This is a genomic window from Porcincola sp. LCP21S3_C12, from assembly GCF_052118625.1.
Taxonomy (GTDB): Bacteria; Bacillota; Clostridia; order Lachnospirales; family Lachnospiraceae; genus Porcincola.
This window is the reverse complement of record NZ_JBQKGW010000012.1, coordinates 31,492-57,435: the sequence shown is the minus strand read 5'-3', so window position 1 is coordinate 57,435 and position 25,944 is coordinate 31,492. Positions and strand designations below refer to the sequence as shown.

The following is a 25,944-nucleotide window of genomic DNA, read 5'->3' as shown; positions in this document are numbered from 1 at the left end:
GTTATCTGGTACAGCCCTATCTTATTGAAAAACAGGGAAATAATCATTGATTATAATCAAGAATCATATCAAGAATGATAAAAATCAGCCTGCCAGCTGCCGGATGGCTTCCTGATCGATGATGCGAAGCTTTCCCTTTCCCGTCCGCTTCAGGATGCCGGCCTTCTCCATCTCCCGAAGCTTCCGGCTTACAGTCTCCGCCCTCAGGTTCAGGCTGGCAGCAATGTCCTCCAGCCGGAGGTCGATCTCCGGGCCCGAAACATGTTCCACCTCGTAGAGCAGGAGTTTGGCAACGCGCACCTCCGGCTCCTTTGCCGAGAGGATCATATTTCGTTCATTTGCATCGTGGAGTTTCCGGCTCAGGACGGTGATGATGCTCCAGGCCACGCTGGTGTCCTGCAGCATTGTCTGAAAATCATGCACCGGAATCGCACAGACGTCGACCGTTGTCAGGCAGACTGCGGAGTACGGATACAGGCTGCCGTTCAGAAACAGCCCTTCCCAGATGGCCTCCCCGCCGGCAAAGATGCCGATGATCATCTCGCGCCCTTCCGGACTGTTAACGCAGAGCTTCACCTTTCCGCTGCGCAGGATCCAGATATCGCCGACCGGCTCGCCTGCCCGAAACAGGTAGCTGCCCTTTCTTTTGTGAAGATGCCGTCCCTGGTCTGTGACCAGTTTCCGCTTTTCCTCCGGGACCCCGGCGAAGATCGTCATCTCCCCCGAGCACTTCCCGCAGTTGATGCATGTTCCCCTCTCATTCTCTGCTTTGCGCATCAGGTCCATTCCTCCAAAACACCGGCTGGCGCGCGCAGGCGCTTGACGGCGTCCTCCATTTGTGCGAGTGTAGTGCAAGCTCTATGTCTGTCAGATGTCCGCAGCATCTGCAGCTCCACAAAAAAACGATAAAAACAATTATGGATCATAAAAGTAAAAAAGGACAGTTTTCATACCAGATCATCCGGTCGGACAGACGGACGCTTTCTCTGATCGTCCGCCGTGGTAAGGTTCTCGTGCGTGCCCCGTACCGCCAGTCCGAGGATTCCATCGTCCGGTTTGTGGAGACACATGCCGGCTGGGTCCTTCAGAAGCTCTCCGACTCCCTTGAACGGGAAAAAACGGCCAGAGAAGTCCGGCCGCTCTCTTCTGCGGAGCTTCGGAAGCTTCATGCACGCGCCGTGGCTTATATCCCCGGGCGGGTCTCCTGCTATGCCCCGATTGTCGGTGTCACATATGGAAAGATCACATTCCGTATCTATAAATCGAAATGGGGCAGCTGCAAGGCAGACGGGAGCCTCGCTTTCAATACACTGCTGATGCTTGCGCCAGACGATGTCATCGATTCAGTGATCATCCATGAGCTCTGCCACCGCCTGGAAATGAACCATTCAGACCGCTTCTACAGACAGGTATACCGTGTCTGCCCGAACTATGATGAAAGACACCGGTGGCTGAAGAACCACCGTGACGAAATCATGGCACAGGCCGGTCTGCTCTGAATTTCTGCCACACAGATCAGGATCGAAAAGCCGGCTGCCCCGGTCATAATCCGGTTATAATCTGGTCATATAAAAATATCGCATATTGGATATATCAATGTGTTCAGATCGGATCTATACTCTGGTCAGTTTCAAAAAAGAGGAGGAAACCGATATGAAAACTACGAATTTGGAACACACTGTCAGCGCAAGCCTTCCCGACAGCAGCCTGCGTCTGAAGAAGCTGGCTTTCGCGGCGATCTTCGCTGCCCTGACCTATGTGGTCTTTACGTACCTGTCTATACCGATTCCGACCCCGGGCGGAAAGGTGTCCGTTCATCTTGGAAACGCCTTCGTTGTACTCGGAGCCCTGCTGCTCGGTCCGCTGTACGGTGGTCTTGGCGGTGCCATCGGTCTGACAATCGGTGACCTGATCGATCCCGTCTATATCGTGGAAGCGCCTGTCACCTTCGTCGTCAAGCTTCTGATCGGCGTGATCGCCGGCCTGATCGCACACAGACTTGGACACATCAGCACACAGCAGAACCAGAAAAAGCTGACACAGTGGGTGGTGATCGCCTCCGCTGCAGGCCTTCTGTTCAATACATTTGCAGACCCCGGACTCCGCTATCTCTATAAACTGTTCATTCTCGGCCGTCCGGCTGCCGAGGTAACCTTCGCGATCAACTTCGCGGTCACAGCGATCAATGCGGCTGTTTCCCTGGTGATCACGGTTCTGCTGTACCTGGCACTGCGTGTGCCGCTGAAAAAAGCAGGGCTCTTCTTCCGCCTGAGCTGATAAAGCAGAACAAACCTATATCAGAACCAATCGTTAAAGATTCAGGCCCTTCAGATTACTGAAGGGCCTTATGCTTATGTATGTGATCGGTCAGCCTCGCAGAAGTCTTACAGCTTTCTCTGCGTCAAACTCCACCTCGCTGACCTTCTGCGTTTCTATCTCGTAGAGTGCATTGCCTGCCAGGTGCTCCGCTGCCTGTTCCAGATCGCGGCAGCCAGGGCGGTTCTTGTACAGATCGATAATGGCATCGACCGCCTCCTGCGTCACCCTGCACTCTTCCTTCCTCATCCCCATCCGGCGCAGCACCTTCGGCATGGAATAATCGCGGAAGATAATCTTCTTCTCATCGCTGGTGTAGTCCGGGATGTCAATAACCGCAAACCTGGAAATCAGAGGTTCGGAGATTCGGTTTTTGTCATTCGCCGTCGCAATCGGATAGACGCCGCCCGTCGGGATCTGACACTCCATGTAATTATCCGTGAATCCCAGATTATCCAGAAGGGTCAGCAGCGTATCAGCCGGATTCCCGTTCTGGTTCTCGTTGTCCGCCTTATCCAGCTCATTGATGACAAACACGATATTGGAGGAACCGGTTGCCGAGAAGGCTTCCATAATTCTTCCGGGCCGCGCATTCGTGTAGATTCTCGAAGTTCCGGTCAGTGCCTCCGGATCTCGCACGGTACTCATATCAAAAACCGCCGATGGAATCTTCAGGATCCGGGCGACTGCATATGCAATCTGGCTCTTCCCGGTCCCGGCAGGTCCCGCAAGAAGGAGTCCGTAGCTCGGAAGCGTATGGGTCCGGTTGATCTGGATGATGGTCTCAATCACTCTCTGTTTGACTTTTTCCAGACCATACAGCTCCTCATCCAGGATTCTCCTGGCCTCTGCCGGGTCGATCGGATCAAAGTAGGAGCTCTTCCACCGGATGTTCAGCATCATCGAGAGCGCCCGCTTTGCGTGACGTCTCTCGTCCGGATTGCCGCTCTCCTGGCCGGCAATCACAATGTTCTTTCTCGCCCACTGACGAATGTTCGCCGGCAGAGTATCCGCACAGCAGTCCATGAAATTCACGATGTCCGGGAGGTCGTTCATCGCCATCTGATCCGGCACTTCTTCCTCCGCCGCCTGGATGATCGATGTCCGAAGCCGTTCCACCATATACTGGAGGAAGTTGTCCTCCGTCGTTGTCAGTCCGCCCCCGTCCTTCGGCGGATCGACAGCCTTGACCCCGTAGACATAGAAGGAGCTGCCATCCTGTGCGCCTGAAAGACGCACCGAGATATGATGAATGCCCAGCCAGCTGAACATCTTCCGGAAACGAATATCCGCCCCCGTCATCTGCAGCCGGGACATATGAAACTTCGGTCCGCCGTCATAGTACTCGAACGCAAGAGCCCTTTCCGGATTCATGAACCCTCCACTGATGTGGTGGGGAATATCCACCCCCTCCGGAACAGTCAGGATCAGAAAGACCTGGTGCTTCAGGTCTGTCTTGTTCTGGACCGGAAAAATCCGGTAGACACTGTCCGGATTCGGCTTTCCTTCCTCCCGTCTGTCCTCCGCTTCCCGCATCGCCTGAGCTTCCTTCCTGCGCTCCTCGGCGAGCGCATGGCGCATCCGGGCAACCTCCGGGTCAACGGCCTGCTTTCTGGCCTTCTCCCGATCAAGCTCCTCCCGGTGCACCGGAATCACGAGCCCCATCTTCTTGAGAACATCCAGATACTCGTCCACCTGGGCATCTGTCACTTCCCCGCCGCTCTCCGCACAGGCATCGTTCCAGATTCCCTCCAGCTCCTTCATATAATGCGCTTCCATATTCGGAGAAAATGCAAGCCCATTTTCCCCAAGTACTTCCTCGATTGTCTTCGTCTTCTCCATACGGGCTCCCTCTCTCGTCTCCTCTTCGTCCATCAAGTGTCCCGGCCCCTTCTGGCAGCCTGTCAATACACACCGGCTGCCGCAGCTGATCCGCCGGCAGCTGTCCTTCTACATTTGGTGCCGGACGACTGCATACTCATCGCTGTTTTGGTAGAAAGGACAGGTTCTGCGGTCCTGAAGCATAAAATGGTAAAAATCGTCCTCGTCCATGTCTGCCGAGCAGAAACAGGCGTCTTCCTCCTCGTCATATTCATTGTATGTGCATGTATCGCATCTCCCTGCCATCTGATGCCCCTTCCTTCCGCCGTATGGTCTTCTCACTCAAATTTCAGGATCGTCGCCAGAATCCGGCGTGCGTCTGCCGTGATTTCTTCCTTTGAAATCAGACCGCGGTCATACGCCTCACGTACCCGCTCCGGGAAACCGGCGCCCATCTTGAGATCATTGCCGGCCTTCGCCTCGAGGTAGTGTTCCCCGTTTGTCCACCAGTCGGTCGTAACCATTCCCTGAAACCCCCACTCGCCACGGAGAATGCCTGTCAAAAGCTCCTGGTTCTCCGATGTGTGGATGCCGTTCATCTTGTTATAGGAGGTCATGATCGTGTACGGCTGCTCGTGCTTGACAATCAGCTCGAATCCCTTGAGGTAAATCTCTCTCAGCGCACGCTCCGAGACGCGGCTGTCCGAATTCTTCCGGTTTGTCTCCTTGTTGTTGCAGCAGAAATGCTTCAGGCTCGTTCCGATCTTCTGCGACTGAACGCCATGTACGAGCGCGCCTGCACACCTCCCTGCGATCAGCGGATCCTCTGACCAGTATTCAAAATTTCTTCCGCACAGCGGGCTTCTGTGGATATTGATTGCCGGTGCCAGCCAGACGCCGATGTTGTTCTCCTTTGCCTCCAGCGCGGCCGCCTCGCCGACCTGCGCAATCAGTCCGGTATCCCAGGTGCTCGCCAGGGCTGTCGCGCATGGAAATGCTGTCGTATTCACGCCGCACTGCGGCCAGAACCGCACGCCGGCAGGTCCGTCCGCCGTCATTACATCCGGTACACCATACTGTTCGAGATTTCCGAATCCGAAGGTATTGGCAACACCCCGATTCGGCTGACCGCCGAGCAGATGGATCCGTTCATCCAGCGTCAGCTGGTCCATGAATTCGTCCAGCGTATGACTTCCGTCCGCGACATCGTCAAGCAGGATCCGGTGTCCGCCCAGATGCGGATCAAGCTGCTCCAGGAAGGAACGCTGGCGGGCATTTCTGTCCTCCGTCGGTGCCGGCAGCGTCCCCTTTGGTACCGGAGAATCCAGCTCCGTCTCCGGACGCTCGTTCTCATCTGTCTCAAGAGCCTCATAGCTCCCGTCCGACAGCAGCCTCCGCTTCAGTTTATGCGGAACACACTTCGGGCTCTCCTGCTCCAGAATCCTTGTCTGCTCCAGCGACCACTCAAACGGGATCCGGAAATTGTCCCGGACATCATTTCCAACATAGAACCTGTACGTTCCGGCTTCCAGCAGCCACGCGGACTTCTGAACCTTTCCTGTGTCATCGTAGGATGCCATGCGGCTGATGGGGAAGGTCAGATCGATCTGCTGCGCCTCACCGGCTCCAAGCAGCGCTGTCTTTCCAAACGCCACCAGTGTCCTGGAAGGCTTCCCGAGTTTTCCCTGCGGAATCTGCGCATAGACCTGTGCGACCGCTTTTCCGGGGGTCTGCGAAACATTCGTAACCTTCACAGAGAGCAGGATCTGGCCGCCTCCCTCCTCTGTAAAGGACGCAAAAGTCGGCATCATCACAAACTCTGAGTAGGACAGTCCAAATCCAAACGGATAATTGACCCGCTCCTTTTTTCCGGGAATGGTCTCAAAGTATCGATAGCCGACGTAAATATCCTCCTCATAATCGACATAGGCTGTCGACTTGTGGAAGCCGGCTGTCGATGGACAATCGTCAAGCTCCTTCGCAAATGTATCTGTCAGATGACCCGACGGATTGACATCGCCTGTCAGCACATCCGCCATGGCCAGACCGCCTTCCATCCCTCCCTGCCATGCAAGAAGGGCGCCCTGAATCCGGCCATCGCTTCTGAACCACTCGCTGTCAACCATCCCGCCGACGTTCAGAACCGCAATCACCTTCGGAAAGAGGGCCGTGACACGTCGGACCAGCTCTTTCTCTGCATCCGTCAGATAGAAATCGCCATCCGGGAAGATCTTCGCTGAAAGGTCAAACATCCTCTGTTCGGTCGGATCAAGTTTGTAAGGATCATCCTTGTTCACGATGGTCCGGCGGTCCCAGCCCTCTCCGGAGAACCGGCAGATGGTGATAACTGCCGTATCTGCATGTTCCCTCGCTTCCTGAAGAAGCGCCTCCGGAAGCTCCGGCTCCACCGTCATGCCCGGCTCCGCCCCGGTCTCCAGCTGCTTCCTGACATTCTGTTCATAGAACTCAGACAGCTTTCCAAAGACCTGTACTTTTCCTTCCTTCTCCTTGAGCCGCATCCCGTCGCACAGATTCCGGACATAGGCGCATGTCACATCGCCGGATCCGCCGCCACCCTTGACATAATCAGCCGATCCTTTTCCGAAGAGAGCGACCCGTTCGCCCTTCCGGAGCGGAAGGGCGTTCTCTTCATTCTTCAGAAGCACCATCCCTTCAGATGCCGCTTTCCGTGACAGGTCAATGTGTGACGGGGAACCTGTCACCCGCCTGCCGTCCTCCCCAAGCGGAAGACATGGCTGATACCGGAAACGCTGCCATTTACTCATTTCTCTCCTCCTTATGAACTGCTGTCTTCATCATCCGTCTGCCTGTACATCCTCTTCCCCAAACCGGGAGAATCTGCCGGCAGCAGGACAGATTCACAGACTGACTGTGAATGTAATGATGCCATCTTTCCACGCCGCACCGATGCTGCCGCCCATCTTCTCCGTGATCGACTTTGCCATTGAAAGGCCGATTCCATGTCCTTCCATGCCGCTGTTGTGTGAGCTGTCTCCCCGGTAGAACCGCCTGAAGAATCTGCTGCAGTCCATACCGGCGCCATCCTGATAGTCATTTGCAACAGACAGGACCGCGCCAGACTTCCCCTTCTTACGAAGCGTAACATGGATGGTTCCGTCATCATCGCAATATTTGACGGCATTGTCAATCAGGATATTGCTCAGCTCCATCAGCAGGTTCCTGTCTCCCATGACAAAGATGCCGTCTGCGATCTCTGACTCCAGTTTTCGCCCCTTCTGACCGGCCACCGGCAGAAAGTCCGTGACGCTTTCCCGCACGACATCGCTCAGCCCGACCTGTGTCAGTTCGATCTTCTGTGTCTCACTCATCCTCGCCAGGGCGAGCATACTGTTGATCAGGCCGGTCGAACGTCTGACCTGCGCCAGGATGTTATCTGTCCACTCACTTTTGCCATTGATCATCTCGATTGCCTCGGCATTCGCCGATATGATGGCAAGCGGCGTCTTGAGTTCATGGCTCGCATTCGTGATAAACTGCTTCTGGCTGATGATATTCTCCACGTAGGGCGCGATCGCACGCCGCGACAGCAGCCTGAGAATCACAACGAAGAGCACCACGACGAACATGCAGACCAGGAGTGTGATCGCCCGCATGGCATTGACGCTCCGTACTTCCTGCGTACATTCCAGAAATCCGATCACTGTGCGGCCGTCCGGCTGGGGCACGGACTTATAATAGTAACTGGAGCGGGCATATTCAATCATTCCGCTCTTTTTATGGACCCTGTACTGATTCAGGGCCAGCTGCCTTGCAGTCTCTTCGTTGATCTCTGCAATATGAGACAGACTTGTTTTCTCAACATTTCCATTCTCATCCAGGGTAATCAGGAAATACCGCATCCTGTACCGGCTCTCGGGCGTGAGTTCCACATTGCCGGCGATTGAATCTCCAAAATCACGGAAACCGATGACCAGTTTTTCCAGCAGATTGTGTTCATCCTCCGGCAGGGTTTTCACCGACACATCTCCATCCTTGATTCCGGTAATGATCAGCCCCTCTGTCTCGGCCTCCGTTCCCTCTCCTGTCCCCTCTTTCTCAGAGTTCGATGCGGTTCCCGACCCTTCCTCATAGGCGTCAGAATGATTGATGACGTAGGAAAGCGTCAGATCCAGGGACCGGTACATCTGCCGGTAGGAGAAATAATGAAATCCCGCCCCGACCAGCAGCAGAAGGATCAGAACCGCAGCAACCCCTAACAGGATAAATTTTCTCTTCAGTTTTTTCTCCATGCCGCCTGCCTCCCTGCTTCTCTACAAGGCCGCCCTTTCCTTCAACGAATACGGGCCTTCCTTTCCGCCAAGGATCGTGACATTCGCTGCGACCGCCTCCAGTTTGTTTCTGAGATAACAGATGTACATCCAGACAACCCCTTCCGGTGTGTTTTCATCATCCTTCCAGATTTTGTCGTGAATCTGTGCAGCCGTCAGCTCCTTTCCGGAATTGAGGATCAGCAGCTCCATCAGCTGCATTTCCTTCTCGGAAAGCCGGACTGAATTCTCCGCCTTCAGCTCCAGCTCTGTCGTGTCCAGGCTGACATTGCCGCAGGAGATCACCTTCGGCGTATAGGAGTCATTGCGCCGGATCAGAGAGCGGATCCGGGCAGCCAGCTCAGCGATCGCGAAGGGCTTTGTCAGGTAATCATCCGCTCCCGCATCGAGTCCTGTGACCCGGTCACTGACCTCAGACTTGGCCGTCAGCATGATGACCGGCGTCACATCGCCGCTCTGCCGTATCTGATGGAGGGCCTCGATTCCGTCCATGACAGGCATCATGATGTCAAAGACCATACAGTCATAGGTCTTTTCCCTGGAAAGCTCCACAGCCCGAAGACCGTTCTCCGCGACATCCACCTCATATCCCATATGGCTCAGCACCGCAGCGACTGCTCTCGACAGCTGCTGCTCATCCTCTGCAAGCAGTATCCTCATCCCCGTTTTCTTCCTCCCGGATCATATTCCGAATGGTCTGCATCGACAGGTCACAGCCCGCCAGCTCATCCGCACACCTTTTCAGTTCCTTCACAATCAGTTCTTCGTTCCCGATGTTTTTCTTATACTTGAGCTGATGCTCCAGGCTCGCCCATGAATCCATCGCGATGGTTCGCAGCTGCACTTCTATATAGTAATGACCAGGCTGTCTGCCATCTATGTCCGGATACGGCACCTCCCTGTCCAGGATGACATGATAGCTCCGGTATCCATTCGGCTTGGCATGCCGGATATAGTCCTTCTCCTGCACAATCGTGACACCCGGAAGCTTCCTCAAAAACCCGACAATCTGATAGATGTCATCGATAAACCGGGTGATGACGCGGAGGCCGACCGAGTCCGTCATGACACGCAGCGCGCTTTCGGCCGTCTGAGGAATGCCTCTTCTGTCGCATTTCTCCCGCATGCTCTCCTCCGACTTGATCCGGCCAAGCAGATGCTCGTAGATCCCGTCCCCGGTTTTCTCCTTTACCTCATTGTTGTAATCTGAAAGCTCCCCGGCCAGCTGATCCATCACTTTCTGAAGCGTCTCAGCGAATTCTCCGTATATTCCTGCCATTCCTGTTCCTCTGTCTGCAGACCATACGCCCCGGCCCGGAATGTATGGTCTGTTTGCGGCTTGCCGTTCATTATATTCTGCTTATCCTTCGATATGAGTGTCAAATCATCTTTTGTGGTGACGGACTTTTGACACTGCAATCATCCTACACTTGAAATATGTTCATTTGTTGAAATAAGTATACTGCCGGCAGCTTTATGATAACACGAAAAGCCGGGGCATGTGCCGTCTGGCGCATTTCCCCGGCCTTTCTCTTTTCATACTTACAGCTTTTTCCCGGCATCCTGCCGCTTAGCCTTTCACGGCGCCTGCTGCAAGACCACCGACAATATTCTTTGACAAAATCAGGTAGACAATGATGACAGGGAAGATGGAAAACGCGATCATCGCGTAGACCTGCCCCATATCAAACTTGAGCCAGTCCGCGGCACGAAGCTGCGCGATCAGGATCGGAAGCGTCTTCACTTTGTCCTTGTGAAGAATCAGGGACGGTGTGAAGTAATTGTTCCAGCTGGTAACAAAGGCGAATATCGCCTGAACGGCGATGGCCGGCTTCATCAGCGGAAGCGCAACGGTGTTGAAAATCCTCAGCTCGCCGGCGCCATCAATTCTGGCAGCCTCCAGGAGCTCTCCCGGGAGGTTTGAATCCATATACTGCTTCAGATAGAAGAATGTCATCGGAGCCGCGATTGTCGGAATGACGAGCGGAATGAAGTTGTCCTCCAGTTTCATGGACTGGACCAGTTTGACAAAGCCCAGCGCTGTCACCTGTGTCGGAATCATCATGATTCCGAGGATGAAGGTGAAAATTGCCTTCCGGCCTGCAAACCTGTATGCATGAATCGCATAGGCGGTCATGGTCGAGAAGTACGTGCTGAGCAGCGCGGACAGTGCCGCAACAATCAGAGAATTGACCATGCCTCTGACGACTGGAAGCGAACTGTGGAAGAGGTTATAAAAGTTTTTGCCCAGATACTTTCCCGGAAATACCGTAAACCCCCGGCCAAGCTCCGAATTGGATCTGCTTGCATTGATGAACAGAACGTAAAACCAGAACAGGCACAGGAAGGATATCAATATCAGGACGATGTAAGCGACAGCTCTTCTGGCATGAACGCTGCTGCCTTTTCCTTTCTTTCCGGCTGAATGGTTTGCCATCTCTCTTCCCTCCTTACTGTACTTCGTCCTTTGCCGTCACCTGGAAAACAATCGCGCTCAGAAATCCGGTCAGGATCAGAAGCAGGACAGAAAGCGCGCCAGCCATTCCAAAGTTTTTCGAGAACAGGTGCTTGTTCAGGTACATGATCAGCGTCATCGACGTTCTCATCGGATCGCCGGATCCATTTGTCAGGATCTGGGGAACATCGAACATCTGCAGGCCGCCGATCAGCGAAGTCACCAGGACATACACGAAAATCGGTTTGAGCAGCGGCATCGTCACTCTCCAGAAGATCTGCCCCGGCGTCGCCCCGTCAACCTCCGCGGCCTCATAGAGGGAATCCGGGATGCCCATCATGCCGGCCATCAGCAGGATGGTCGTGTTGCCGAACCACATCAGACAGTTCATGAACCCGACAAGTCCTCTGACCGATCCGATGTGCGCCATGAAATCATACGGCTCCTTGAAGACACCGATCGCAATCAGAATGGAATTGACCGGCCCGCCCTTGGAGAACAGTGTGAAAAACAGCATGGAGAATGCAGCCGCCATGATCAGATTCGGCAGATATATAACCGTCTTGAAGAACCGCTGTCCCTTCAGCCTCAGCTGCGGATTTGTGAACCAGGCGCTCAGAAGAAGTGAGAGAATGATCTGCGGTACAAAGCCCAGAATCCACATGATCATCGTGTTGCAAAAATACTTCCCGAGGTCTCCTTCGGTCAGCAGCTTCGCATAGTTCTTCAGACCGACGAAGTTCGGTCCGACCTTCCTCAGGCCTGACATATAGTTTTCAAAGAAGCTGTTGTAAATTGTCGTGCAGAGTGGAATCAGCTGAAATGTGACAAACACCACTGCGAACGGAATCAGGAAGATATATCCCCAGCGGTTATATCTCGTAACCACGCTTTTTTTCTTCTTCATCGCTTTCTCCTCCGGTTGCCTGATGATCTTATGATTCCGGTATGCCCCGGAATCATCCCGGCAGGTGTCCCCTGCCCGTCCCGCGCAGCCGGTGTCCCGGCACGTGCTGCCATCATCTGACCTGTCTCTTTTCATGCAAGGAGCCTGCCCGTCGGGGCAGGCTCCTTCGCTGGTCCGAATCTGTGTCTGTCAGTCTCCGGATCATCTGTTTTTCTGATCAGTCAGTGGTCAGCTCCGGATACTTCTCAACGATCGCGCTCTTGAACTGCGCCAGTGCGTCGTCATAGGAAGCGTTGCCGTCAAAATAGTTCTTCATGGCTTTCTGGAACTCCTCATTGCAGCCCTGGTCATAGATGGAGATATTGCTCATGTCAACCTTCTCCGCACCGTCTGCCAGCATCTGGTAAGGATTCTGTCCGCCGAGGACCTTGTTGCTGCCGGAATCATCGGATGCAAGCGCCTTCAGGACTTCCTTGTTGTTGACGCAGTCGGAATCCTTCTGAGCAATCTCCTTCATGATGTCATCATCTGTTGTCATCTTCAGCATGATGTCCTTGACGAGAGACGGATTATCGGTTCCCTGTGCTGCACAGATCCATGTGCCGCCCCAGAAGAAGCCCTGCGGTCCGTTGACAAGGCCCCAGCCGCCCTGCGCTGCGATGGATTTCTCATCGTCTGCCTTCATGGAGAAGTTGATCAGCCATGCCGGCCCGAAGTAGCAGAATACCTTTCCTTCCGGATAGAAGCCCTTGCTCCAGTCATCAGACCACAGCTCGGCAGTCGTGGTTTCCTTCGCATCGACCTGTGCCTTGGAATCATCGACCCACTTCTTGATATTGTCATCGACGACAACCTTTCCATCCTGTACCCACGGTCCGGAAACGTTGTTGGAGTAGACACGGTACGTATCGTTGACAGTGGACTGCATCAGATAACCTGCATCCGCCATCTTCTTAGCTGTCTCATTGTAGGTATCCCAGTCAGCAACTGCCTTCTGGACTTCCGCCGGATCATCCGTTCCAAGGACTTCCTTCGCCGCAGCGCGGTTGTAGATCAGACCGGCGGAGCAGGCCTGCCAGGAAGTACCGCGAAGATCGCCGTTCGCGTCCGTTACAACATCCTGTGTATATTTGTACTGCTTGGAAAGGTCATCTGCCGTGATACCCAGATCCTTCAGCGGCATCGCAACGTTTGCATCTGCATCGATGTACTTCTTCGCGTAGTCTGCCTCGATCAGGAACAGATCGACTTTGTCGTCCGCCGATGCGTCCGCATTGCCCGGAAGGACGGTGTCAAGGTTGTTCTGGTATGCGTTGTCATCGTTCGGTGTGATGATCCAGTTGACCGTCACATCACCGATCTTTCCATGGGTATCGTCTGTCTTCTCATAACCCGGATAATGATCGGTAATCCTGCTCTTGAACTCCTCGTTCCAGACCTCGATGTTGAGGACCTTGCCCTCGTCCGCTCCCGCTGCAGCTGCCTCGGTCTCTCCTGCCATTGCAGCCATCGGAAGAATCATTGCTCCTGCAAGGGCCATGCTGACCAGTGCCATCATACGCTTTTTCATGTTTCTACCTCCCATTTCTATGTATTCTGCGATTCCTTTGATTTACTAAATCGTTTTCGTAACTACATCATAATCCCATTCTATTTCCCCGTCAATGGCTCCTTATGCACAAAATGTTCCCTGCTGTATTGTGCATTATGTATATCAATCCCTTGACATATTTATGTTTTACATGCATTTTTATAATTTGTCTTTAAAATGCTAAACTGGTTGCGAAATCGTATTCGTTCCTCCATAAAAAAAGGAAGGCTTCCGCTGTCCGGAGCCTTCCCACTCTCTGTATCACAATGCTGAAATCGGTCTGCTGTTTCCAGGCTGAATAAAAGCCCCTGAAATCAGCTTCCGCTGTTCTCCTCTTTTCCCTGCCTGGCTTCTTCCATGGCCTTCTGCGGCTCATCAAAGATCTCATCCATTGTATGCCAGCCAAGCACAGCACACTTGACACGCGACGGCATATGAGAGACATCGATCAGTGCACCTGCCTCCTCCAGCTCCTCGTGTTCCTCCTCGGTGATATGCCCCTTGATCATACGCAAAAAGATGTCCGAGAGCCTTCTGGCCTCCGCCTCTGTCTTCCCGATCACCAGATCCAGCATCATATCTGCGGATGCCTGAGAGATCGCGCAGCCGTCTCCGACATAGGCACCGTCCACGATCTTCCCATCCTCCACCTTCAGTTTCAGGATAATATCGTCTCCACAGCTTGGGTTCACACCCTCCAGCTGCATATTCGCATCCGGCAGATCATGCTTGTGTGCCGGATGCAGGTTGTGATCCGTCAGGATTTCATTATAAAACGTATTCTGCATGTTGCCCTTTCCTTTCCATCTTTCCGCCCGCGTCAGACTGCATCAGCGGCGCCCGCGGTCAATGGCCTCAGTCCTGATATCCCATCCTGCTGCGCAGCGTCGCCAGGCTTTCCGTAAAGCGGTCAATCTCCGCTTCTGTATTGTAGAAAGCCAGTGAGCATCTGGTTGTATTCGGTACGCCCAGATACTTCAGAAGCGGCTGGGCGCAGTGGTGGCCTGCCCGCACGCAGACCCCGTCCTCGTCCATCATCGCTGCAATGTCATGCGGATGAACACCGTCTACCTTGAATGTCAGAATGCCGTGATGCTCCTCGGGTCTGTCTGAGCCCAGCAGCGTCACATGCGGGACGTCCTTCATCTTCTCCATCGCATACCGGGTCAGCTCCAGCTCCCGCTGCTCAATGAACGCCCAGCCAAGCTTCTGATAGTATTGAATTGCCGCCAGAAGTCCGGCAGCACCGCCTGCATTCACGGTACCTGCCTCGAACTTGTGCGGAAGCTCCGCCCAGGTTGCGCCTTCGGTGGTCACATAGTCGATCATTTCCCCGCCGCGCAGGAACGGCTGCATGCGCTCCAGCAGCTTCTTTTTACCGTACAGAACGCCGATTCCCATCGGCGCCAGCATCTTGTGTCCTGAAAATGCAAAGAAATCCACATCCAGATCTGTCACATTCACCGGAATATGCGGCGTGCTCTGTGCACCGTCTCCGACAAAAACCGCACCTGTCTCATGTGCGATCCGCGCATATGTCTTGAGGTCGTAGCTTCTCCCAAGGACATTGGACAGCTGGGTCATGCAGACCAGTTTTGTCTCAGGTGTAAGCGCATTGCGGAACATCTCCTCCGTGACTGCACCCGTTTTGTCCGGATACAGGTAATGGAGATTCGCCCCCGTCTTCTCCGCCGCCATCTGCCAGGGAAGCATGTTGGAGTGGTGCTCGATGATGGTGACGAGGATATCGTCGCCTGCCTTCAGGTTGTCCAGAGCCCAGCTGTAGGCCACCAGATTCAGAGACTCTGTCGCGTTTCGGGTGAAGATAATCTCCTCTGTGCTGCCGGCCCCGAGAAAAGCTCTCACCGCTTCTCTTGCCTGCTCATATGTCTCTGTTGCGGCGACTGACAGCTTGTAAAGTCCCCTGAGCGGATTCGCATTCTCCGTCTCGTAGAAATGCTTTCCCGCGTCAATCACACTCTGCGGTTTCTGGCTTGTCGCTGAATTGTCAAGATACGCGATATCCTCTGTAATCAGTGGAAAGTCTGCCCGCACCCGGCGAATCATATCCTGTGTTATTGTCATCACGCCCACCCTGTTCCTTACTTTTCCTTACTCTTCCATGCTGTCAGATATTCCGCCAAGATAACGCTCTGCCTCTGCACGGGTCCGCTCGTCCTCAATCAGATGTACCACAGATGCGACACGTGCATCGGCCATCATCTCGTAGACCGCTTCCCTGTCCATTCCTCTTGACTGAAGGTAGAACAGCACGCTCTCGTCAAGCCGCCCGATGGTCGCCCCATGGTTTCCAACGACATCCTCCTCTGTGCAGAGAATAACCGGAAGTGTCTGATTCCGGACTGTATCGTCCATCATCAGAACATCTTCCTTTTCGTTGCCAACCGATCCGGACGAGCCCTTCTTCAGATCAATGGTGCCGCGGAAAACCTTCCTGGCATGGTCTCTGAGCACACCCTTTGCGTTGATGTCGCAGGTTGTCTTCTTTCCTGTGTGGTTCGCAAAATAGTTGATGTCGAGCGTATGGTCGCCGCCGACGCGATAACCGATGTCCGCCTTCAGCGCCGACTTGTATCCGGTCAGGTCGGTCTGCACGCCCAGGTAGGTGTGCCCGCCGTCCAGCACCAGATGGATCAGCTCGACGCGCCCGGAATTTTCCACGCGTCCGCCGATATCATTCAGAAATGTATATCCGTTCCCGAGGCGCTCGATCTGGATCAGCTTCAGCACCGCACCTTCCTCGACAAGGTACCTTGTCTGAACCGCTGCAAATCCCTCGGCGTCCGAGGCGGAGGAGAAATCCTGCACCACCGTCAGGCTGGAGTCTTTTGCAGCCCGAAGGCTGACTGCGTTGACGCTGCGGGCTCCATGTTCAAAGGGATAGTCCAGGCGCAGCACGCCGTCTGCCTGCCGGTGCTCCGCTGTCTCATAACCGTGAACCGGGACCCCTGAGACGCGGACAAGTGCTGTCATGTCCTTCCCCATGCCGGTCGCCTGCTCCGGCAGGTCTTCCAGCCCCAGCGTCTTCGCTGTTACCTGCTCGGGAATCTCTTCCCTCACCGAAGCCTCCCCGGCCGGATCCACACCCTCCAGAGAACCGTTATTCATCTTCAGCCAATACCAGGTGATTGACGGAAGACGATTCAATGTCATATTCATAATCCGTTTTTCCTCCCGTGCCTCAGCCGTTGGTGCCCTTCATCTCAAGGCGGATCAGATTGTTCATCTCCACCGCATACTCAAGAGGAAGCTCCTTGCCGACGTTGTCGGCAAAGCCTGAGACGATCAGCGCCCTGGCATCATCCTCCGGAAGGCCGCGGCTCATCAGATAGAAGACCGCCTCATCGGAAATGCGCCCGATTTTTGCCTCATGGCCGACGTCTGCCTGCTGCGTCTTCACATCCATCGCCGGGATCGTGTCCGATCTCGACTCCGAATCCAGCATCAGAGACTGGCAGGATGTCGAAGACTTGCTGTTCTTCGCCTGCGGGTTGATGACAACTGCGCTGCGGAATGTCGAGATGCCGCCGCTTTTGCTGATGGAGCGGGTATTCACGACAGAGGTTGTGTCCGGTGCATTGTGGACCACCTTGCATCCGGTGTCAAGATTCTGCCCCTTTCCGGCAAAGGTCACGCCTGTGAACTCGGAGCTTGCCCCTCTGCCCGCCAGCACGCTCATCGGATAGAGATAGGAGACGTGGGAGCCGAAGGAGCCGGAAACCCACTCAATCTTGCCGCCCTCCTCCACCTTTGCGCGCTTTGTGTTCAGGTTGTACATGTTCTTCGACCAGTTCTCGATGGTCGAATACCGGAGCGTCGAATTTTTTCCGACGAACAGCTCCACGCAGCCCGCATGCAGATTCGCCACGTTGTACTTCGGCGCTGAGCAGCCCTCGATGAAATGAAGGTACGCATTGTCCTCAACAATGATCAATGTATGCTCAAACTGTCCGGCGCCCTTTGCGTTAAGCCGGAAATAAGACTGGAGCGGGATCTCCAGATGCACGCCCTCCGGGACATACACAAAAGAACCGCCTGACCAGACTGCGCCGTGCAGAGCCGCGAACTTGTGATCTGTCGGCGGAACCAGCTTCATAAAGTGATCCCGGATCATGTCCGCATACGGACCGTGAAGCGCGCTCTCGATGTCCGAGTAGACAACGCCCAGTTTTTCAGCGAAGTCCTGAACATTGTGGTAAACCAGCTCAGAGTCATACTGAGCGCCAACGCCCGCAAGAGACTTCCGCTCCGCCTGCGGAATGCCAAGACGCTCGAAGGTATCCTTGATCTCCTCCGGCACGCTGTCCCAGTCGTTCGCCATCTTTGTGTTCGGACGGACATAGGTCGCGATGTTCTTCATATTCAGTCCTTCAATGGAAGGACCCCAGTCCGGCATCTGGGTATGATTGTAGATTTCCAGAGACTTCATGCGGAAATCATGCATCCACTGAGGATCATTTTTCTCTTTGGATATCTGCTCGACAATCTCCGGGGACAAACCTTCCTCGATCCGGTATGCGTCCTTCTCGTCATACCGGAAGTCGTACATGCTCCGGTCAATGTCGGCAACATAAGTTTTCTCTGCCATCTTACTTTTCCTCGAACCGCTCAAATCCACGCTCGTTGATCTCATCGACCAGCTCTGCCCCGCCATTCTCAACGATGTGTCCATTCACCAGAACATGCGTTGCATCGACATGGAGGGCCTCCAGGATTCTTGTTGAATGGGTAATGATAAGGAGTGCGCCATCCTTGTCCTTCTGGTACTCCTTGACACCGTTCGATACGGTACGCACAGCGTCGACATCCAGACCGGAGTCGGTCTCGTCCAGAATCGCCAGTGACGGCTTGAGCATCAGCATCTGAAGAATCTCCGCCTTCTTCTTCTCCCCGCCGGAGAAGCCGACATTCAGGTCACGGTCCGCATAGGACGGGTCCATATCCAGAACCTTCAGCTTCTGCTCGATCTCTTTTTTGAAATCCCACAGGCGGATCCGCTTGCCCGTGCGCTGCTCCAGAGCTGTGCGGATGAAATTGGAAAGCGACACGCCCGGAACCTCGATGGGATTCTGGAATGACATGAACAGTCCTTCCTTCGCCCGGTCGCAGACGGACTCCTCCAGAATATTCTTTCCATTGAAAATGGCTGTCCCGGAAGTGATCTTGTACTGAGGATTGCCCATCAGCGCATTGCCGAGAGTGGACTTGCCCGCGCCATTGGGGCCCATCAGGACATGGGTCTCGCCGCGGCCGACTTTCAGGTTCAGATCGTGAAGAATCTCGTTGTCATCAACGCTGACACTGAGATTCTGAATGTTCAGTAATGGTTCCATGGCTTATTCCTTCCTTTATGTTCTTTGGGGCTTGATCATATCCCAGTAAAATACTGTGATTTCAAACAACGTGATTATAATATGGGACGTACTGAAATGCAACACCCCATGTCTCCTGTGTGTGTTTTTTTCCGTACACAGCATCTTCGGACACGTGTCCCTTCCGCTGCATAAAGACCTGTTTGCATCGAATTCTCCCGGTGAAATGCTCCTGCAGACGTGTTCAGCGCGCCGCATAAATCATCACCTGTGTCAGGACAAGGCCGCTCAGGGCGCCGCCGATGTGGGCCTGCCAGGCAATTCCCGGTGCAAAGTTGATCGCAAGGTTGATCAGGATCGTTATCAGAATGCTTCGGACATTTCCGCCATATGTCCAGATCAGAAGGGCGTATGAAAACATCAGGCCATACAAGCCGCCGGAAAGCCCGACAGAATACCGGGTCTTTGAAATTGCAAGTTCCAGCAGGCTTCCGCCGATGACGGAGCCGCCCAGGATGACAGCAAACCAGAGATGCCCGTACGCCTCCTCCAGCGCCGAGAGCGCGTAGAGCGAATACAGATTCACAGCGATATGCCAGCCCTCAATGTGTGTAAATCCCACAGTCAGCAGCCGCCAGAATTGGCCTCCTCTGATCCGGTCTCTGTCATAGCACCCGCAGGAGACAGCCCTCGACAACAGTCCGCTTCTGTCTCCTCCGCCTCTCTTCCCGAACCGGATGATCAGAAAGACAACGATGCAGATTGCGCCTGTCAGAACACTGACGGGCCTGTGATACAGAACCGGATTCAAGAGCGGCTGCTGCGCGGACGCCGCGCCGCTGTAGACTGTCAGAATTCCCATCACACATCTCCCTTTCATATCATATGAACGGCTTCTGCGCCGGCTGCCTCTCTGGTCTCTTCCCAGTAGGCGCCCATCGAACTTCCCGGCTGTCCCGTCACATCGTCGGATAAATAGTCTCCAAGACCTGCAGCTTCCGGCTGCCAGCTTTTTGCCTGCTCTACACTGGCAAACTCAACCTCCGCATACCAGAATTCGGTCGGAAGCCCGCGGTCTACCTGGTTGACTTCCAGGGCCAGCCCATCCGGAAGGCTGTATGTTCTCCGGGTTTTCTCAATAAGCGGTTTCCCGATCATCGCTTCGATCTCGTCAAACTTTTCCTCCGGGATCTCCATCTCAATCTCTGTGCGGGCAAGGCCATCATCTGTTGAGGCCGTTTTCAGGCAAAGGATATATGCCGTCCTGCCCTGATCCCCCGGCTTTACCGGAAGGTCTGTTTCCTCACGGATCCGGACCGTCGGGCGGACTGTCACATACCCCTGGCGCATCCGCTGCTGTCTGATCAGCTCAAGCCCCGCAGGCGGCCAGCTTTGCACCATCCATTTCCGTTCGATCTCCATCCTGTCCTCCTCTGCCGATACCGGCATCTTCGTTCTTCTGTTCAGATCATCGGATGCCGCTGATAAACACTTCCAGTCCGATTGCAATCAGAATCACGCCGCCTAGGACAGACGCCCTGGACGACAGTTTCATGCCGACTCTCTTTCCGATCGCAAGTCCCGCAATACAGATGCCTTCCGTCACAGCTGCGATAATCAAGGCACACAGAAAGGCTTCGATTGCATGGTAGTCTGATATCGTAAACCCGATAGACAGCGCATCAATAGAGGTTGCGATTCCCTGCACCAGCAAATCGCAGCGCGTCACACAGGCCTCTTCCTCCGGCGTCTGGTTCCGCATCCCCTCGATCAGCATCTTTCCGCCGATCCAGCCTAACAGCCCGAGCGCGATCCATGGAATAAACGGCTGAAAGGCGCGGAAGAACGTGAGCAGCTGATGAACGCAGAACCAGCCGGCCATCGGCATCGCAAACTGAAAAAAGGCGTAGACGCCTGCAATCTTCACCATGCGTCCCGCCTTCATATCCGGCTCCCTGAGGCCATTTGCACAGGACACTGAAAAGGCATCCATTGCCAGCCCTGCCCCCAGCAGTATGCTGTTCAGAAAAAAGGATTGTCCCATCTGTTTTTCCTCCGTCCTCCGCATCCGCCTGCCGGTGCTGCCGCCCGCGGCTTCTCCAGCCAGACTGATATACAAGAAAACATCCGGGCTTTGTAGTCCGGATGTCTCCATGCAGCTGACAGGACTTGAACCTGCACGGTCTCCCACTGGAACCTAAATCCAGCGCGTCTGCCAATTCCGCCACAGCTGCATACGGGCGGGCCTTGGTACCTTCTGCCCACACTTACAATAAAAGCCGCCACAGCTTTGTGACGGCTCACATGAGGCATGGGGGATTCGAACCCCCGACAACTTGATTAAAAGTCAAGTGCTCTACCACCTGAGCTAATACCCCGCATATAAAAAATGGCTCTCGGCCAAGCTGGGCTAACCGGATTCGGACCGGTGAATGCAGGAGTCAAAGTCCTGTGCCTTACCGCTTGGCGATAGCCCACTAGGTAAGGGTGGGTACAGGGATTCGAACCCTGGGCCTCCAGAGCCACAATCTGGCGCGCTAACCAGCTGCGCTATACCCACCATATACTGGAGCATCTCACTCCGCACGAGCCTGAAGGGATTCGAACCCCCGACCCACGGCTTAGAAGGCCGTTGCTCTATCCAGCTGAGCTACAGACTCAAAAAGCGGGTGATGGGAATCGAACCCACGTATCCAGCTTGGAAGGCTGGTGTTCTACCATTGAACTACACCCGCATCAAACATGAAAATGAGTTTTCAGCGCCCTTCAACTCGGGGTGACAAGATTCGAACTTGCGACTTCCTGCTCCCAAAGCAGGCGCTCTAGCCAAACTGAGCCACACCCCGAAAGCTTGGGAATACCGGAACCTCGCTCATCCGTCCGTTGCCTCATTCCCTCAGGCACGTTCGTAATTATATTATTGCGTAATGCCTTTGTCAACCCCGAAATCGTAATTTTCGATTTTCGATTTAAGACCCGATTAAAGGTACCGCAGCTCTGCCGCCGGGCGCCGATCCGCCTCCAATTCCAGCACCAGGTAGCTCGGACGCCCGTTCTCCTGCCGGGGGCTGGAAATGCTTCCTGGATTCAGGATCAGAACCGCCGGATCCTTCTCTTCTATCAGCGGCATGTGTGTGTGGCCGAACAGAGCAAGGTCACACTGGTTCCGAATAGCCTCGTCATGAAGTTCCTCCGTGCCGAACCGGACATAAAAATCATGCCCGTGCGTCAGAAGGAGTCTGTGTCCTCCGAGCTCCACAATCTGTTCCCTCGGATACCACCCGTCCATGTCGCAGTTTCCCTCCACCATATAGGCCGGGCAGCATACACCGCTCCCGCGCAGAAACTGTGCCATCGTCTCCTGTACATCGCCAAGGTGAATCAGGGCGTCCATCGTTTTTTCTCTCCGGACAGCCTCCGCAGCATTGTAGTCCCATCCGTGGCTGTCGCTCATCACAAGTATTTTCATCCGTCAGGCCTTTCTCAAACTGAATGATTACAGTGGCAAAAGGTACTTTTGGCACTCATATCACAGAATAGCGGCCAGATAGTCATGCATCGCAGTGAAAGCCTTCCCGCGATGGCTGATCGCATTCTTTTCCTCCGGCAAAAGCTCTGCGGATGTTTTCCCCAGCTGCGGAAGATAGAAGATCGGATCATAGCCAAAACCGTGTGATCCGGCCTGGGCGTACGCGATCCGGCCTTCCATTTTGCCCACGATGGTTTTCACCGTCCCATCCGGCCACGCACAGGTACAGGCGCAGACAAACCTCGCCGATCTGAGCCGGCCCGGCTTTCCATTCTCATCCGCCCCCGGAAAATCGATCTGTATATCCGGGACCTTCCCTTCCCCTGCCGTCCTGTTTTTCAGAAACTCTGCTCCCTCCATCGCCGCAGGCGCGCTGCCTGCTGCCTCATACCCGCGGCAGAAATCATTGACCCGGCTGATCATCGTCCTGTTTTTCAGATCATAGGGGGTATCTTCTCCCATGTACCTGGCAGACCAGATACCCGGCTCCCCTCTTAAACAGTCAATTACAAGCCCGGAGTCATCCGCAATCGCCATCTCTCCCGAGGCCTTTGCGACTGTGAGCGCCTTGATCGCCGAATTCTCCGCAAATGACCTTCCGTTCTCCACGATTTCCACCCGGATACCGGCCTCCTTCATCGAAACAATATCGACATCCACATCAGAGAGAATCTCCCTGATTTCAATCATCTTGTTTCTGTTGCCTGTCGCAACGATCATTTTCCCTGCCATTCTTCTCTCCTGTATCAGTCCGTATCTGCACCTGCCGGCGCGCTTCGTCCTTCTGCCCTCTGTTCTCCGCCCTCTGCCGCCGCGTATTGTTTCTCTGCTGACGGACAAGTTCAGATGCCTGCCGCTTTGGTGCGCGCCTTCATGTATCTGAAGTATACAGCTTCAGACAGGCATTCGTCCTGTATGCTGTCTGCGTCCGCTCCCAGCTCGCCCCGTCCCTGCTGATGTAAGACTCCCTTCCATCCAGCGATACAGTGTCCGTATACCTGTCTTTCCTGGTCTCAACGGCAACTGGTCTTCCGGTGCCCGGCGTATCGACAAAGACAACAACCGCAAACCGCTTCCCGGCGGGCAGACTCAGCGGCCACCTCAGCCGAAGTGTGTAAAACCCTGGGTTCTCGATCCAGCCGCACCCGAGCAAAATGCCGTTTTTCCCGTCAGCTGCCTCTGAAAGACTGTCGGGTCCCTGAAAGTTCTCGACGAGAACCATTCTCCAGGTTGTCGCAGGCCCGACCGCATAGAGGCCGGCCGCCTCAAGCATCTGCGGGCTGTCCGTCTCAAAAACGCCGGCAAACCAGGCACTCTCACATCCATATCCCTGCCTCGCCTGCCATCCAAGGCTGTCTGTCTCAAGCACATGATCCGCGTCATCGGCAGTCCTGACATCCGTATACGCGATGCCTCCCTTTCGAAACAGATTGGCATCCTCGTAGGAGACATAAAAGATCCCATCCCTCCCGAAACCAGCTCCCCAGCTGTTCTGACAGATCCAGGCCCCGTCATGCGCGGGCTGCACCCGGAAATGTTTCTTCGAATACGTGTCATCCCAGCCAAGAACCAGAACGTCGTGATTCAGAAGCTCGGTCACCGGATCGTAATAGCTGCAGGTTTTCTCATTATAATAGAAAGATCGGCCCTGGTCTGTCCGCGTCCTGTCCATCGACAGAGACGTCTGAACCGCGCCGAACCGATATATCATATGTCGGATCCGGTCGGCAGACATTCCCTCCAGCAGCCGCATTTCGCCCACATGGACCGCCGCCTTAAGTCCCTGTGGGGAGCTGCCGTCCCCGTAGGGGTCTTCCTCTTCTGTGACAGGTCCCTTGAAATCCGCCATGTAGGACATGATCATGCTGTAGTCGCCGCCCTCATCCTGTGCGATGTCAAATCCATTCTGAAGGGAAATATGATCCGCTGACAGAACAAGGCGCGTCTGCGGCAGGAGAGCTGACTCGACTGCCTCTGCCGCGGTCAGCGCCCAGCAGGTTCCCAGACTACCCTGGTTTCTGACAGTCGGCTTCTTTCCGCAGGCTGCCCAGCTGAATGTCTCTGGAAGCGGTGCATTGACTTTGGCCTGTGAAAAGTCTGTCGCAAAGACGGCTGTGCTTCCCTTCCCGAAATCCGCACCCGGCCTGCCATAGAGCAGCGTATCCGGCTGGATGAAATCCAGATTCTCTGAAAGGCCGCCGGTCTGTTCTTCCGCCCCGGGAGATGTGCTGCAGAAATCCTCAGTGATTCTCTGCTGCCCGCCGGCCGCAGAAAAGGCAGCAAGCACTGCCGCCAGAAAAACCGCCGGCACACCCCCCGCCGCTGCCTGTCCGGATCTTCTCACGGTTTCTTCCTCTTTCCCGGGTTTCTGATGGGTTCCGATGACCGGCGCCCTGTATGCCCACCGGAAGACCTGCTCTGCTGCGCGGACACGCTTTGCCTGTCCGGGACCGCTTTGTCCCTCTCAGATTCAGGCGAACCACCCGTATGGCTGCGGAAGGAAGGCTTCGGTCCCATGAACTGGTAGTAGTAGGTCCGTATCATTCCATTGTAGATCTTTCGGTTCCTGTCCGCCTTCCGTCCGATATACCGTTCCGCTTCCTCATAGGAGGTGATCACATATTCAGACCAGCTGTCAAGCCCGCGGAATGCCTCGCCGATCTGCCTGTACAGCGCCGGAAGTGCCGCCTTTTCCTCCAAGCGCTCCCCATATGGCGGGTTCGTGATCACGAAGCCGTACTTCTTCGGATGGCGGAGCTCGCTGACCGGCCGCTCCTGAAAATGAATCAGATGATCCACGCCGGCGTTTCTGGCGTTCTCTCTTGCCGCCCGGATAATCTCTCCGTCAATGTCATAGCCCTGGATATCGGTCTGTACCTGATCGTCAATCAGATCATTCGCCTCGTCGACCGCCTCGTACCAGGCCTTCTTCGGAATCAGATTCTCCCAGCTCTCCGCCAGGAAATCACGATTCATCCCGGGTGCGATATGGGCTGCCATCATAGCCGCCTCGATCGGGATCGTCCCGGAGCCGCAGAACGGGTCAACAAGCGGTCTGTCCGCCTTCCATGGGGTCAGCATAATCAAAGCAGCCGCAAGGTTCTCCGCAATCGGCGCCTTCGCCGTCAGAAGGCGGTACCCTCTTTTGTGCAGAGAATCGCCCGTCGTATCCATGCAGACCGTTACCTCATCCTTCATGATTGTCACGCGGAGCGGATAGTCTGCCCCATCCTCAGGGAAATGGCTCAGTCCGTACACACTGCCAAGCCTGTCGACCATGGCCTTCTTCATAACAGACTGAATGTCTCTGGGAGAGAACAGCTTTGACTTGATTCCGGTTGCCTTTGCAACCCAGAACCTGCCGTCCTTCGGGATGTACTGCTCCCAGGGAATCGCCTTGGTTCCCTGGAACAGGTCCTCAAACGATTCTGCATGAAACCCTCCGACTTTCAAAAGAATGCGCTCCGGCGTCCGGAGGAATACGTTCGCCCTGCAGATGGCTGCCGCATCTCCTTCGAACGTCACTCTTCCGTCCTCGACGAGCGTGATCGGATATCCCAGATCCTGGATCTCTCTCTTCAGAACCGCCTCCAATCCGAAATGGCAGGGGGCAATCAGTTTATATTTTTCCATTCAACTCTCTTTTCCACAGGATTTTTGATTGGGGGTTGCTTTTTTAAAC

General features: G+C 54.7%; 24 protein-coding genes and 7 tRNA genes. 2 read left to right on the top strand and 29 right to left on the bottom strand.

The annotated features are described in order from the left end of the window. Window positions 1–84: 84 nt before the first annotated feature. The gene (locus tag ACTQ1N_RS07860) at window positions 85–777 is read right to left on the bottom strand and encodes a Crp/Fnr family transcriptional regulator (RefSeq protein ID WP_441956229.1); all 693 of its coding nucleotides are present in this window, start codon (window positions 775–777) and stop codon (window positions 85–87) included. A gap of 140 nt (window positions 778–917) precedes the next feature. Between ACTQ1N_RS07860 and ACTQ1N_RS07855 the strand changes: the two genes are divergently transcribed. Together ACTQ1N_RS07855 and ACTQ1N_RS07850 are read left to right on the top strand one after the other, a co-directional pair. Continuing rightward, window positions 918–1,499 (top strand): M48 family metallopeptidase, encoded by a 582-nt coding sequence (locus ACTQ1N_RS07855; protein ID WP_441956228.1) that lies wholly within the window; start codon window positions 918–920, stop codon window positions 1,497–1,499. Window positions 1,500–1,653: 154 nt separating this feature from the next. After that, a complete protein-coding gene (locus ACTQ1N_RS07850; protein WP_441956227.1) occupies window positions 1,654–2,277 on the top strand; it encodes an ECF transporter S component in 624 nt (207 codons plus the stop codon). A 90-nt stretch (window positions 2,278–2,367) separates the two neighbouring features. Here the strand turns inward: ACTQ1N_RS07850 and ACTQ1N_RS07845 are convergent, their stop codons facing one another. The 28 genes from ACTQ1N_RS07845 to ACTQ1N_RS07710 all read right to left on the bottom strand — a co-directional run bounded on the left by ACTQ1N_RS07845 (window position 2,368) and on the right by ACTQ1N_RS07710 (window position 25,895). Continuing rightward, a complete protein-coding gene (locus ACTQ1N_RS07845; protein ID WP_441956252.1) occupies window positions 2,368–4,191 on the bottom strand; it encodes an AAA family ATPase in 1,824 nt (607 codons plus the stop codon). A gap of 75 nt (window positions 4,192–4,266) precedes the next feature. After that, entirely contained in the window at window positions 4,267–4,443 is a 177-nt protein-coding gene (locus tag ACTQ1N_RS07840; RefSeq protein ID WP_441956226.1) for a DUF6472 family protein, read from the bottom strand. A gap of 32 nt (window positions 4,444–4,475) precedes the next feature. Beyond that, window positions 4,476–6,923, bottom strand: a complete 2,448-nt coding sequence (locus ACTQ1N_RS07835) for a glycoside hydrolase family 3 C-terminal domain-containing protein (RefSeq protein ID WP_441956225.1) — start codon at window positions 6,921–6,923, stop codon at window positions 4,476–4,478. A gap of 93 nt (window positions 6,924–7,016) precedes the next feature. After that, window positions 7,017–8,408 (bottom strand): sensor histidine kinase, encoded by a 1,392-nt coding sequence (locus ACTQ1N_RS07830; protein WP_441956224.1) that lies wholly within the window; start codon window positions 8,406–8,408, stop codon window positions 7,017–7,019. Window positions 8,409–8,429: 21 nt separating this feature from the next. Beyond that, a complete protein-coding gene (locus ACTQ1N_RS07825) occupies window positions 8,430–9,107 on the bottom strand; it encodes a response regulator transcription factor (RefSeq protein ID WP_441956223.1) in 678 nt (225 codons plus the stop codon). Next, entirely contained in the window at window positions 9,082–9,726 is a 645-nt protein-coding gene (locus ACTQ1N_RS07820; protein ID WP_441956222.1) for a GTP pyrophosphokinase, read from the bottom strand. Before ACTQ1N_RS07820 ends, ACTQ1N_RS07825 begins: the two co-directional genes overlap by 26 nt. A 291-nt stretch (window positions 9,727–10,017) precedes the next feature. Further along, on the bottom strand, window positions 10,018–10,884 hold the full coding sequence (locus ACTQ1N_RS07815; RefSeq protein WP_441956221.1) for a carbohydrate ABC transporter permease: 867 nt from the start codon (window positions 10,882–10,884) through the stop codon (window positions 10,018–10,020). Window positions 10,885–10,897: 13 nt separating this feature from the next. Then, window positions 10,898–11,809, bottom strand: coding sequence for a carbohydrate ABC transporter permease (locus ACTQ1N_RS07810; protein ID WP_441956251.1), 912 nt, complete (start codon window positions 11,807–11,809; stop codon window positions 10,898–10,900). A 217-nt stretch (window positions 11,810–12,026) separates the two neighbouring features. Then, window positions 12,027–13,379, bottom strand: coding sequence for a carbohydrate ABC transporter substrate-binding protein (locus ACTQ1N_RS07805; protein ID WP_441956220.1), 1,353 nt, complete (start codon window positions 13,377–13,379; stop codon window positions 12,027–12,029). A gap of 335 nt (window positions 13,380–13,714) precedes the next feature. Continuing rightward, window positions 13,715–14,188, bottom strand: coding sequence for a Fe-S cluster assembly sulfur transfer protein SufU (sufU, locus tag ACTQ1N_RS07800; protein WP_441956219.1), 474 nt, complete (start codon window positions 14,186–14,188; stop codon window positions 13,715–13,717). Between the two features lie 67 nt (window positions 14,189–14,255). Further along, window positions 14,256–15,485 (bottom strand): aminotransferase class V-fold PLP-dependent enzyme, encoded by a 1,230-nt coding sequence (locus tag ACTQ1N_RS07795; RefSeq protein ID WP_441956218.1) that lies wholly within the window; start codon window positions 15,483–15,485, stop codon window positions 14,256–14,258. A 27-nt stretch (window positions 15,486–15,512) separates the two neighbouring features. Then, window positions 15,513–16,580 carry a SufB/SufD family protein gene (locus ACTQ1N_RS07790; RefSeq protein ID WP_441956217.1) on the bottom strand — a complete coding sequence of 356 codons (1,068 nt, stop codon included), beginning with the start codon at window positions 16,578–16,580 and terminating at the stop codon, window positions 15,513–15,515. Between the two features lie 22 nt (window positions 16,581–16,602). Then, window positions 16,603–18,009 (bottom strand): Fe-S cluster assembly protein SufB, encoded by a 1,407-nt coding sequence (sufB, locus tag ACTQ1N_RS07785; protein ID WP_441956216.1) that lies wholly within the window; start codon window positions 18,007–18,009, stop codon window positions 16,603–16,605. Window position 18,010: 1 nt separating this feature from the next. Beyond that, a complete protein-coding gene (sufC, locus tag ACTQ1N_RS07780) occupies window positions 18,011–18,754 on the bottom strand; it encodes a Fe-S cluster assembly ATPase SufC (RefSeq protein ID WP_441956215.1) in 744 nt (247 codons plus the stop codon). A gap of 223 nt (window positions 18,755–18,977) precedes the next feature. Then, entirely contained in the window at window positions 18,978–19,595 is a 618-nt protein-coding gene (locus ACTQ1N_RS07775) for a rhomboid family intramembrane serine protease (protein ID WP_441956214.1), read from the bottom strand. Window positions 19,596–19,609: 14 nt separating this feature from the next. Beyond that, entirely contained in the window at window positions 19,610–20,155 is a 546-nt protein-coding gene (locus tag ACTQ1N_RS07770; protein WP_441956213.1) for a CYTH domain-containing protein, read from the bottom strand. A gap of 46 nt (window positions 20,156–20,201) precedes the next feature. After that, window positions 20,202–20,777, bottom strand: a complete 576-nt coding sequence (locus ACTQ1N_RS07765; protein WP_441956212.1) for a manganese efflux pump MntP — start codon at window positions 20,775–20,777, stop codon at window positions 20,202–20,204. A 110-nt stretch (window positions 20,778–20,887) separates the two neighbouring features. Then, a tRNA-Leu gene (locus tag ACTQ1N_RS07760) sits at window positions 20,888–20,967 on the bottom strand. A 71-nt stretch (window positions 20,968–21,038) separates the two neighbouring features. Beyond that, window positions 21,039–21,111, bottom strand: a tRNA-Lys gene (locus ACTQ1N_RS07755). A 27-nt stretch (window positions 21,112–21,138) separates the two neighbouring features. Next, a tRNA-Gln gene (locus tag ACTQ1N_RS07750) sits at window positions 21,139–21,210 on the bottom strand. A 9-nt stretch (window positions 21,211–21,219) separates the two neighbouring features. Continuing rightward, window positions 21,220–21,293 (bottom strand) — tRNA-His (locus tag ACTQ1N_RS07745). 26 nt (window positions 21,294–21,319) lie between these two features. Continuing rightward, window positions 21,320–21,393 (bottom strand) — tRNA-Arg (locus tag ACTQ1N_RS07740). A 4-nt stretch (window positions 21,394–21,397) separates the two neighbouring features. Then, a tRNA-Gly gene (locus tag ACTQ1N_RS07735) sits at window positions 21,398–21,468 on the bottom strand. A 36-nt stretch (window positions 21,469–21,504) separates the two neighbouring features. After that, a tRNA-Pro gene (locus ACTQ1N_RS07730) sits at window positions 21,505–21,579 on the bottom strand. A 134-nt stretch (window positions 21,580–21,713) separates the two neighbouring features. Beyond that, entirely contained in the window at window positions 21,714–22,202 is a 489-nt protein-coding gene (locus tag ACTQ1N_RS07725; RefSeq protein WP_441956211.1) for a metallophosphoesterase, read from the bottom strand. A 60-nt stretch (window positions 22,203–22,262) separates the two neighbouring features. Continuing rightward, window positions 22,263–22,994 (bottom strand): non-canonical purine NTP pyrophosphatase, encoded by a 732-nt coding sequence (locus ACTQ1N_RS07720; RefSeq protein WP_441956210.1) that lies wholly within the window; start codon window positions 22,992–22,994, stop codon window positions 22,263–22,265. Window positions 22,995–23,133: 139 nt separating this feature from the next. Continuing rightward, window positions 23,134–24,606 (bottom strand): lectin like domain-containing protein, encoded by a 1,473-nt coding sequence (locus ACTQ1N_RS07715; RefSeq protein ID WP_441956209.1) that lies wholly within the window; start codon window positions 24,604–24,606, stop codon window positions 23,134–23,136. Beyond that, a complete protein-coding gene (locus ACTQ1N_RS07710) occupies window positions 24,603–25,895 on the bottom strand; it encodes a THUMP domain-containing class I SAM-dependent RNA methyltransferase (RefSeq protein ID WP_441956207.1) in 1,293 nt (430 codons plus the stop codon). The genes ACTQ1N_RS07715 and ACTQ1N_RS07710 overlap by 4 nt, the downstream gene beginning before the upstream one ends. Window positions 25,896–25,944 lie beyond the last annotated feature (49 nt).

Excerpts from the sequence above, each read along its gene's own strand:
- ACTQ1N_RS07725 (WP_441956211.1), bottom strand. The coding sequence starts at position 22,202 with ATGAAAATACTTGTGATGAGCGACAGCCACGGATGGGACTACAATGCT.
- ACTQ1N_RS07805 (WP_441956220.1), bottom strand. The coding sequence starts at position 13,379 with ATGAAAAAGCGTATGATGGCACTGGTCAGCATGGCCCTTGCAGGAGCA.
- ACTQ1N_RS07860 (WP_441956229.1), bottom strand. The coding sequence starts at position 777 with ATGCGCAAAGCAGAGAATGAGAGGGGAACATGCATCAACTGCGGGAAG.
- ACTQ1N_RS07855 (WP_441956228.1), top strand. The coding sequence starts at position 918 with ATGGATCATAAAAGTAAAAAAGGACAGTTTTCATACCAGATCATCCGG.
- ACTQ1N_RS07810 (WP_441956251.1), bottom strand. The coding sequence starts at position 11,809 with ATGAAGAAGAAAAAAAGCGTGGTTACGAGATATAACCGCTGGGGATAT.
- sufU (WP_441956219.1), bottom strand. The coding sequence starts at position 14,188 with ATGCAGAATACGTTTTATAATGAAATCCTGACGGATCACAACCTGCAT.
- ACTQ1N_RS07850 (WP_441956227.1), top strand. The coding sequence starts at position 1,654 with ATGAAAACTACGAATTTGGAACACACTGTCAGCGCAAGCCTTCCCGAC.
- ACTQ1N_RS07825 (WP_441956223.1), bottom strand. The coding sequence starts at position 9,107 with ATGAGGATACTGCTTGCAGAGGATGAGCAGCAGCTGTCGAGAGCAGTC.
- ACTQ1N_RS07790 (WP_441956217.1), bottom strand. The coding sequence starts at position 16,580 with ATGAATATGACATTGAATCGTCTTCCGTCAATCACCTGGTATTGGCTG.
- ACTQ1N_RS07720 (WP_441956210.1), bottom strand. The coding sequence starts at position 22,994 with ATGGCAGGGAAAATGATCGTTGCGACAGGCAACAGAAACAAGATGATT.
- ACTQ1N_RS07775 (WP_441956214.1), bottom strand. The coding sequence starts at position 19,595 with ATGGGAATTCTGACAGTCTACAGCGGCGCGGCGTCCGCGCAGCAGCCG.
- ACTQ1N_RS07815 (WP_441956221.1), bottom strand. The coding sequence starts at position 10,884 with ATGGCAAACCATTCAGCCGGAAAGAAAGGAAAAGGCAGCAGCGTTCAT.
- ACTQ1N_RS07765 (WP_441956212.1), bottom strand. The coding sequence starts at position 20,777 with ATGGGACAATCCTTTTTTCTGAACAGCATACTGCTGGGGGCAGGGCTG.
- ACTQ1N_RS07770 (WP_441956213.1), bottom strand. The coding sequence starts at position 20,155 with ATGGAGATCGAACGGAAATGGATGGTGCAAAGCTGGCCGCCTGCGGGG.
- ACTQ1N_RS07710 (WP_441956207.1), bottom strand. The coding sequence starts at position 25,895 with ATGGAAAAATATAAACTGATTGCCCCCTGCCATTTCGGATTGGAGGCG.
- ACTQ1N_RS07795 (WP_441956218.1), bottom strand. The coding sequence starts at position 15,485 with ATGACAATAACACAGGATATGATTCGCCGGGTGCGGGCAGACTTTCCA.
- ACTQ1N_RS07820 (WP_441956222.1), bottom strand. The coding sequence starts at position 9,726 with ATGGCAGGAATATACGGAGAATTCGCTGAGACGCTTCAGAAAGTGATG.
- sufB (WP_441956216.1), bottom strand. The coding sequence starts at position 18,009 with ATGGCAGAGAAAACTTATGTTGCCGACATTGACCGGAGCATGTACGAC.
- ACTQ1N_RS07840 (WP_441956226.1), bottom strand. The coding sequence starts at position 4,443 with ATGGCAGGGAGATGCGATACATGCACATACAATGAATATGACGAGGAG.
- ACTQ1N_RS07830 (WP_441956224.1), bottom strand. The coding sequence starts at position 8,408 with ATGGAGAAAAAACTGAAGAGAAAATTTATCCTGTTAGGGGTTGCTGCG.
- sufC (WP_441956215.1), bottom strand. The coding sequence starts at position 18,754 with ATGGAACCATTACTGAACATTCAGAATCTCAGTGTCAGCGTTGATGAC.
- ACTQ1N_RS07835 (WP_441956225.1), bottom strand. The coding sequence starts at position 6,923 with ATGAGTAAATGGCAGCGTTTCCGGTATCAGCCATGTCTTCCGCTTGGG.
- ACTQ1N_RS07845 (WP_441956252.1), bottom strand. The coding sequence starts at position 4,191 with ATGGACGAAGAGGAGACGAGAGAGGGAGCCCGTATGGAGAAGACGAAG.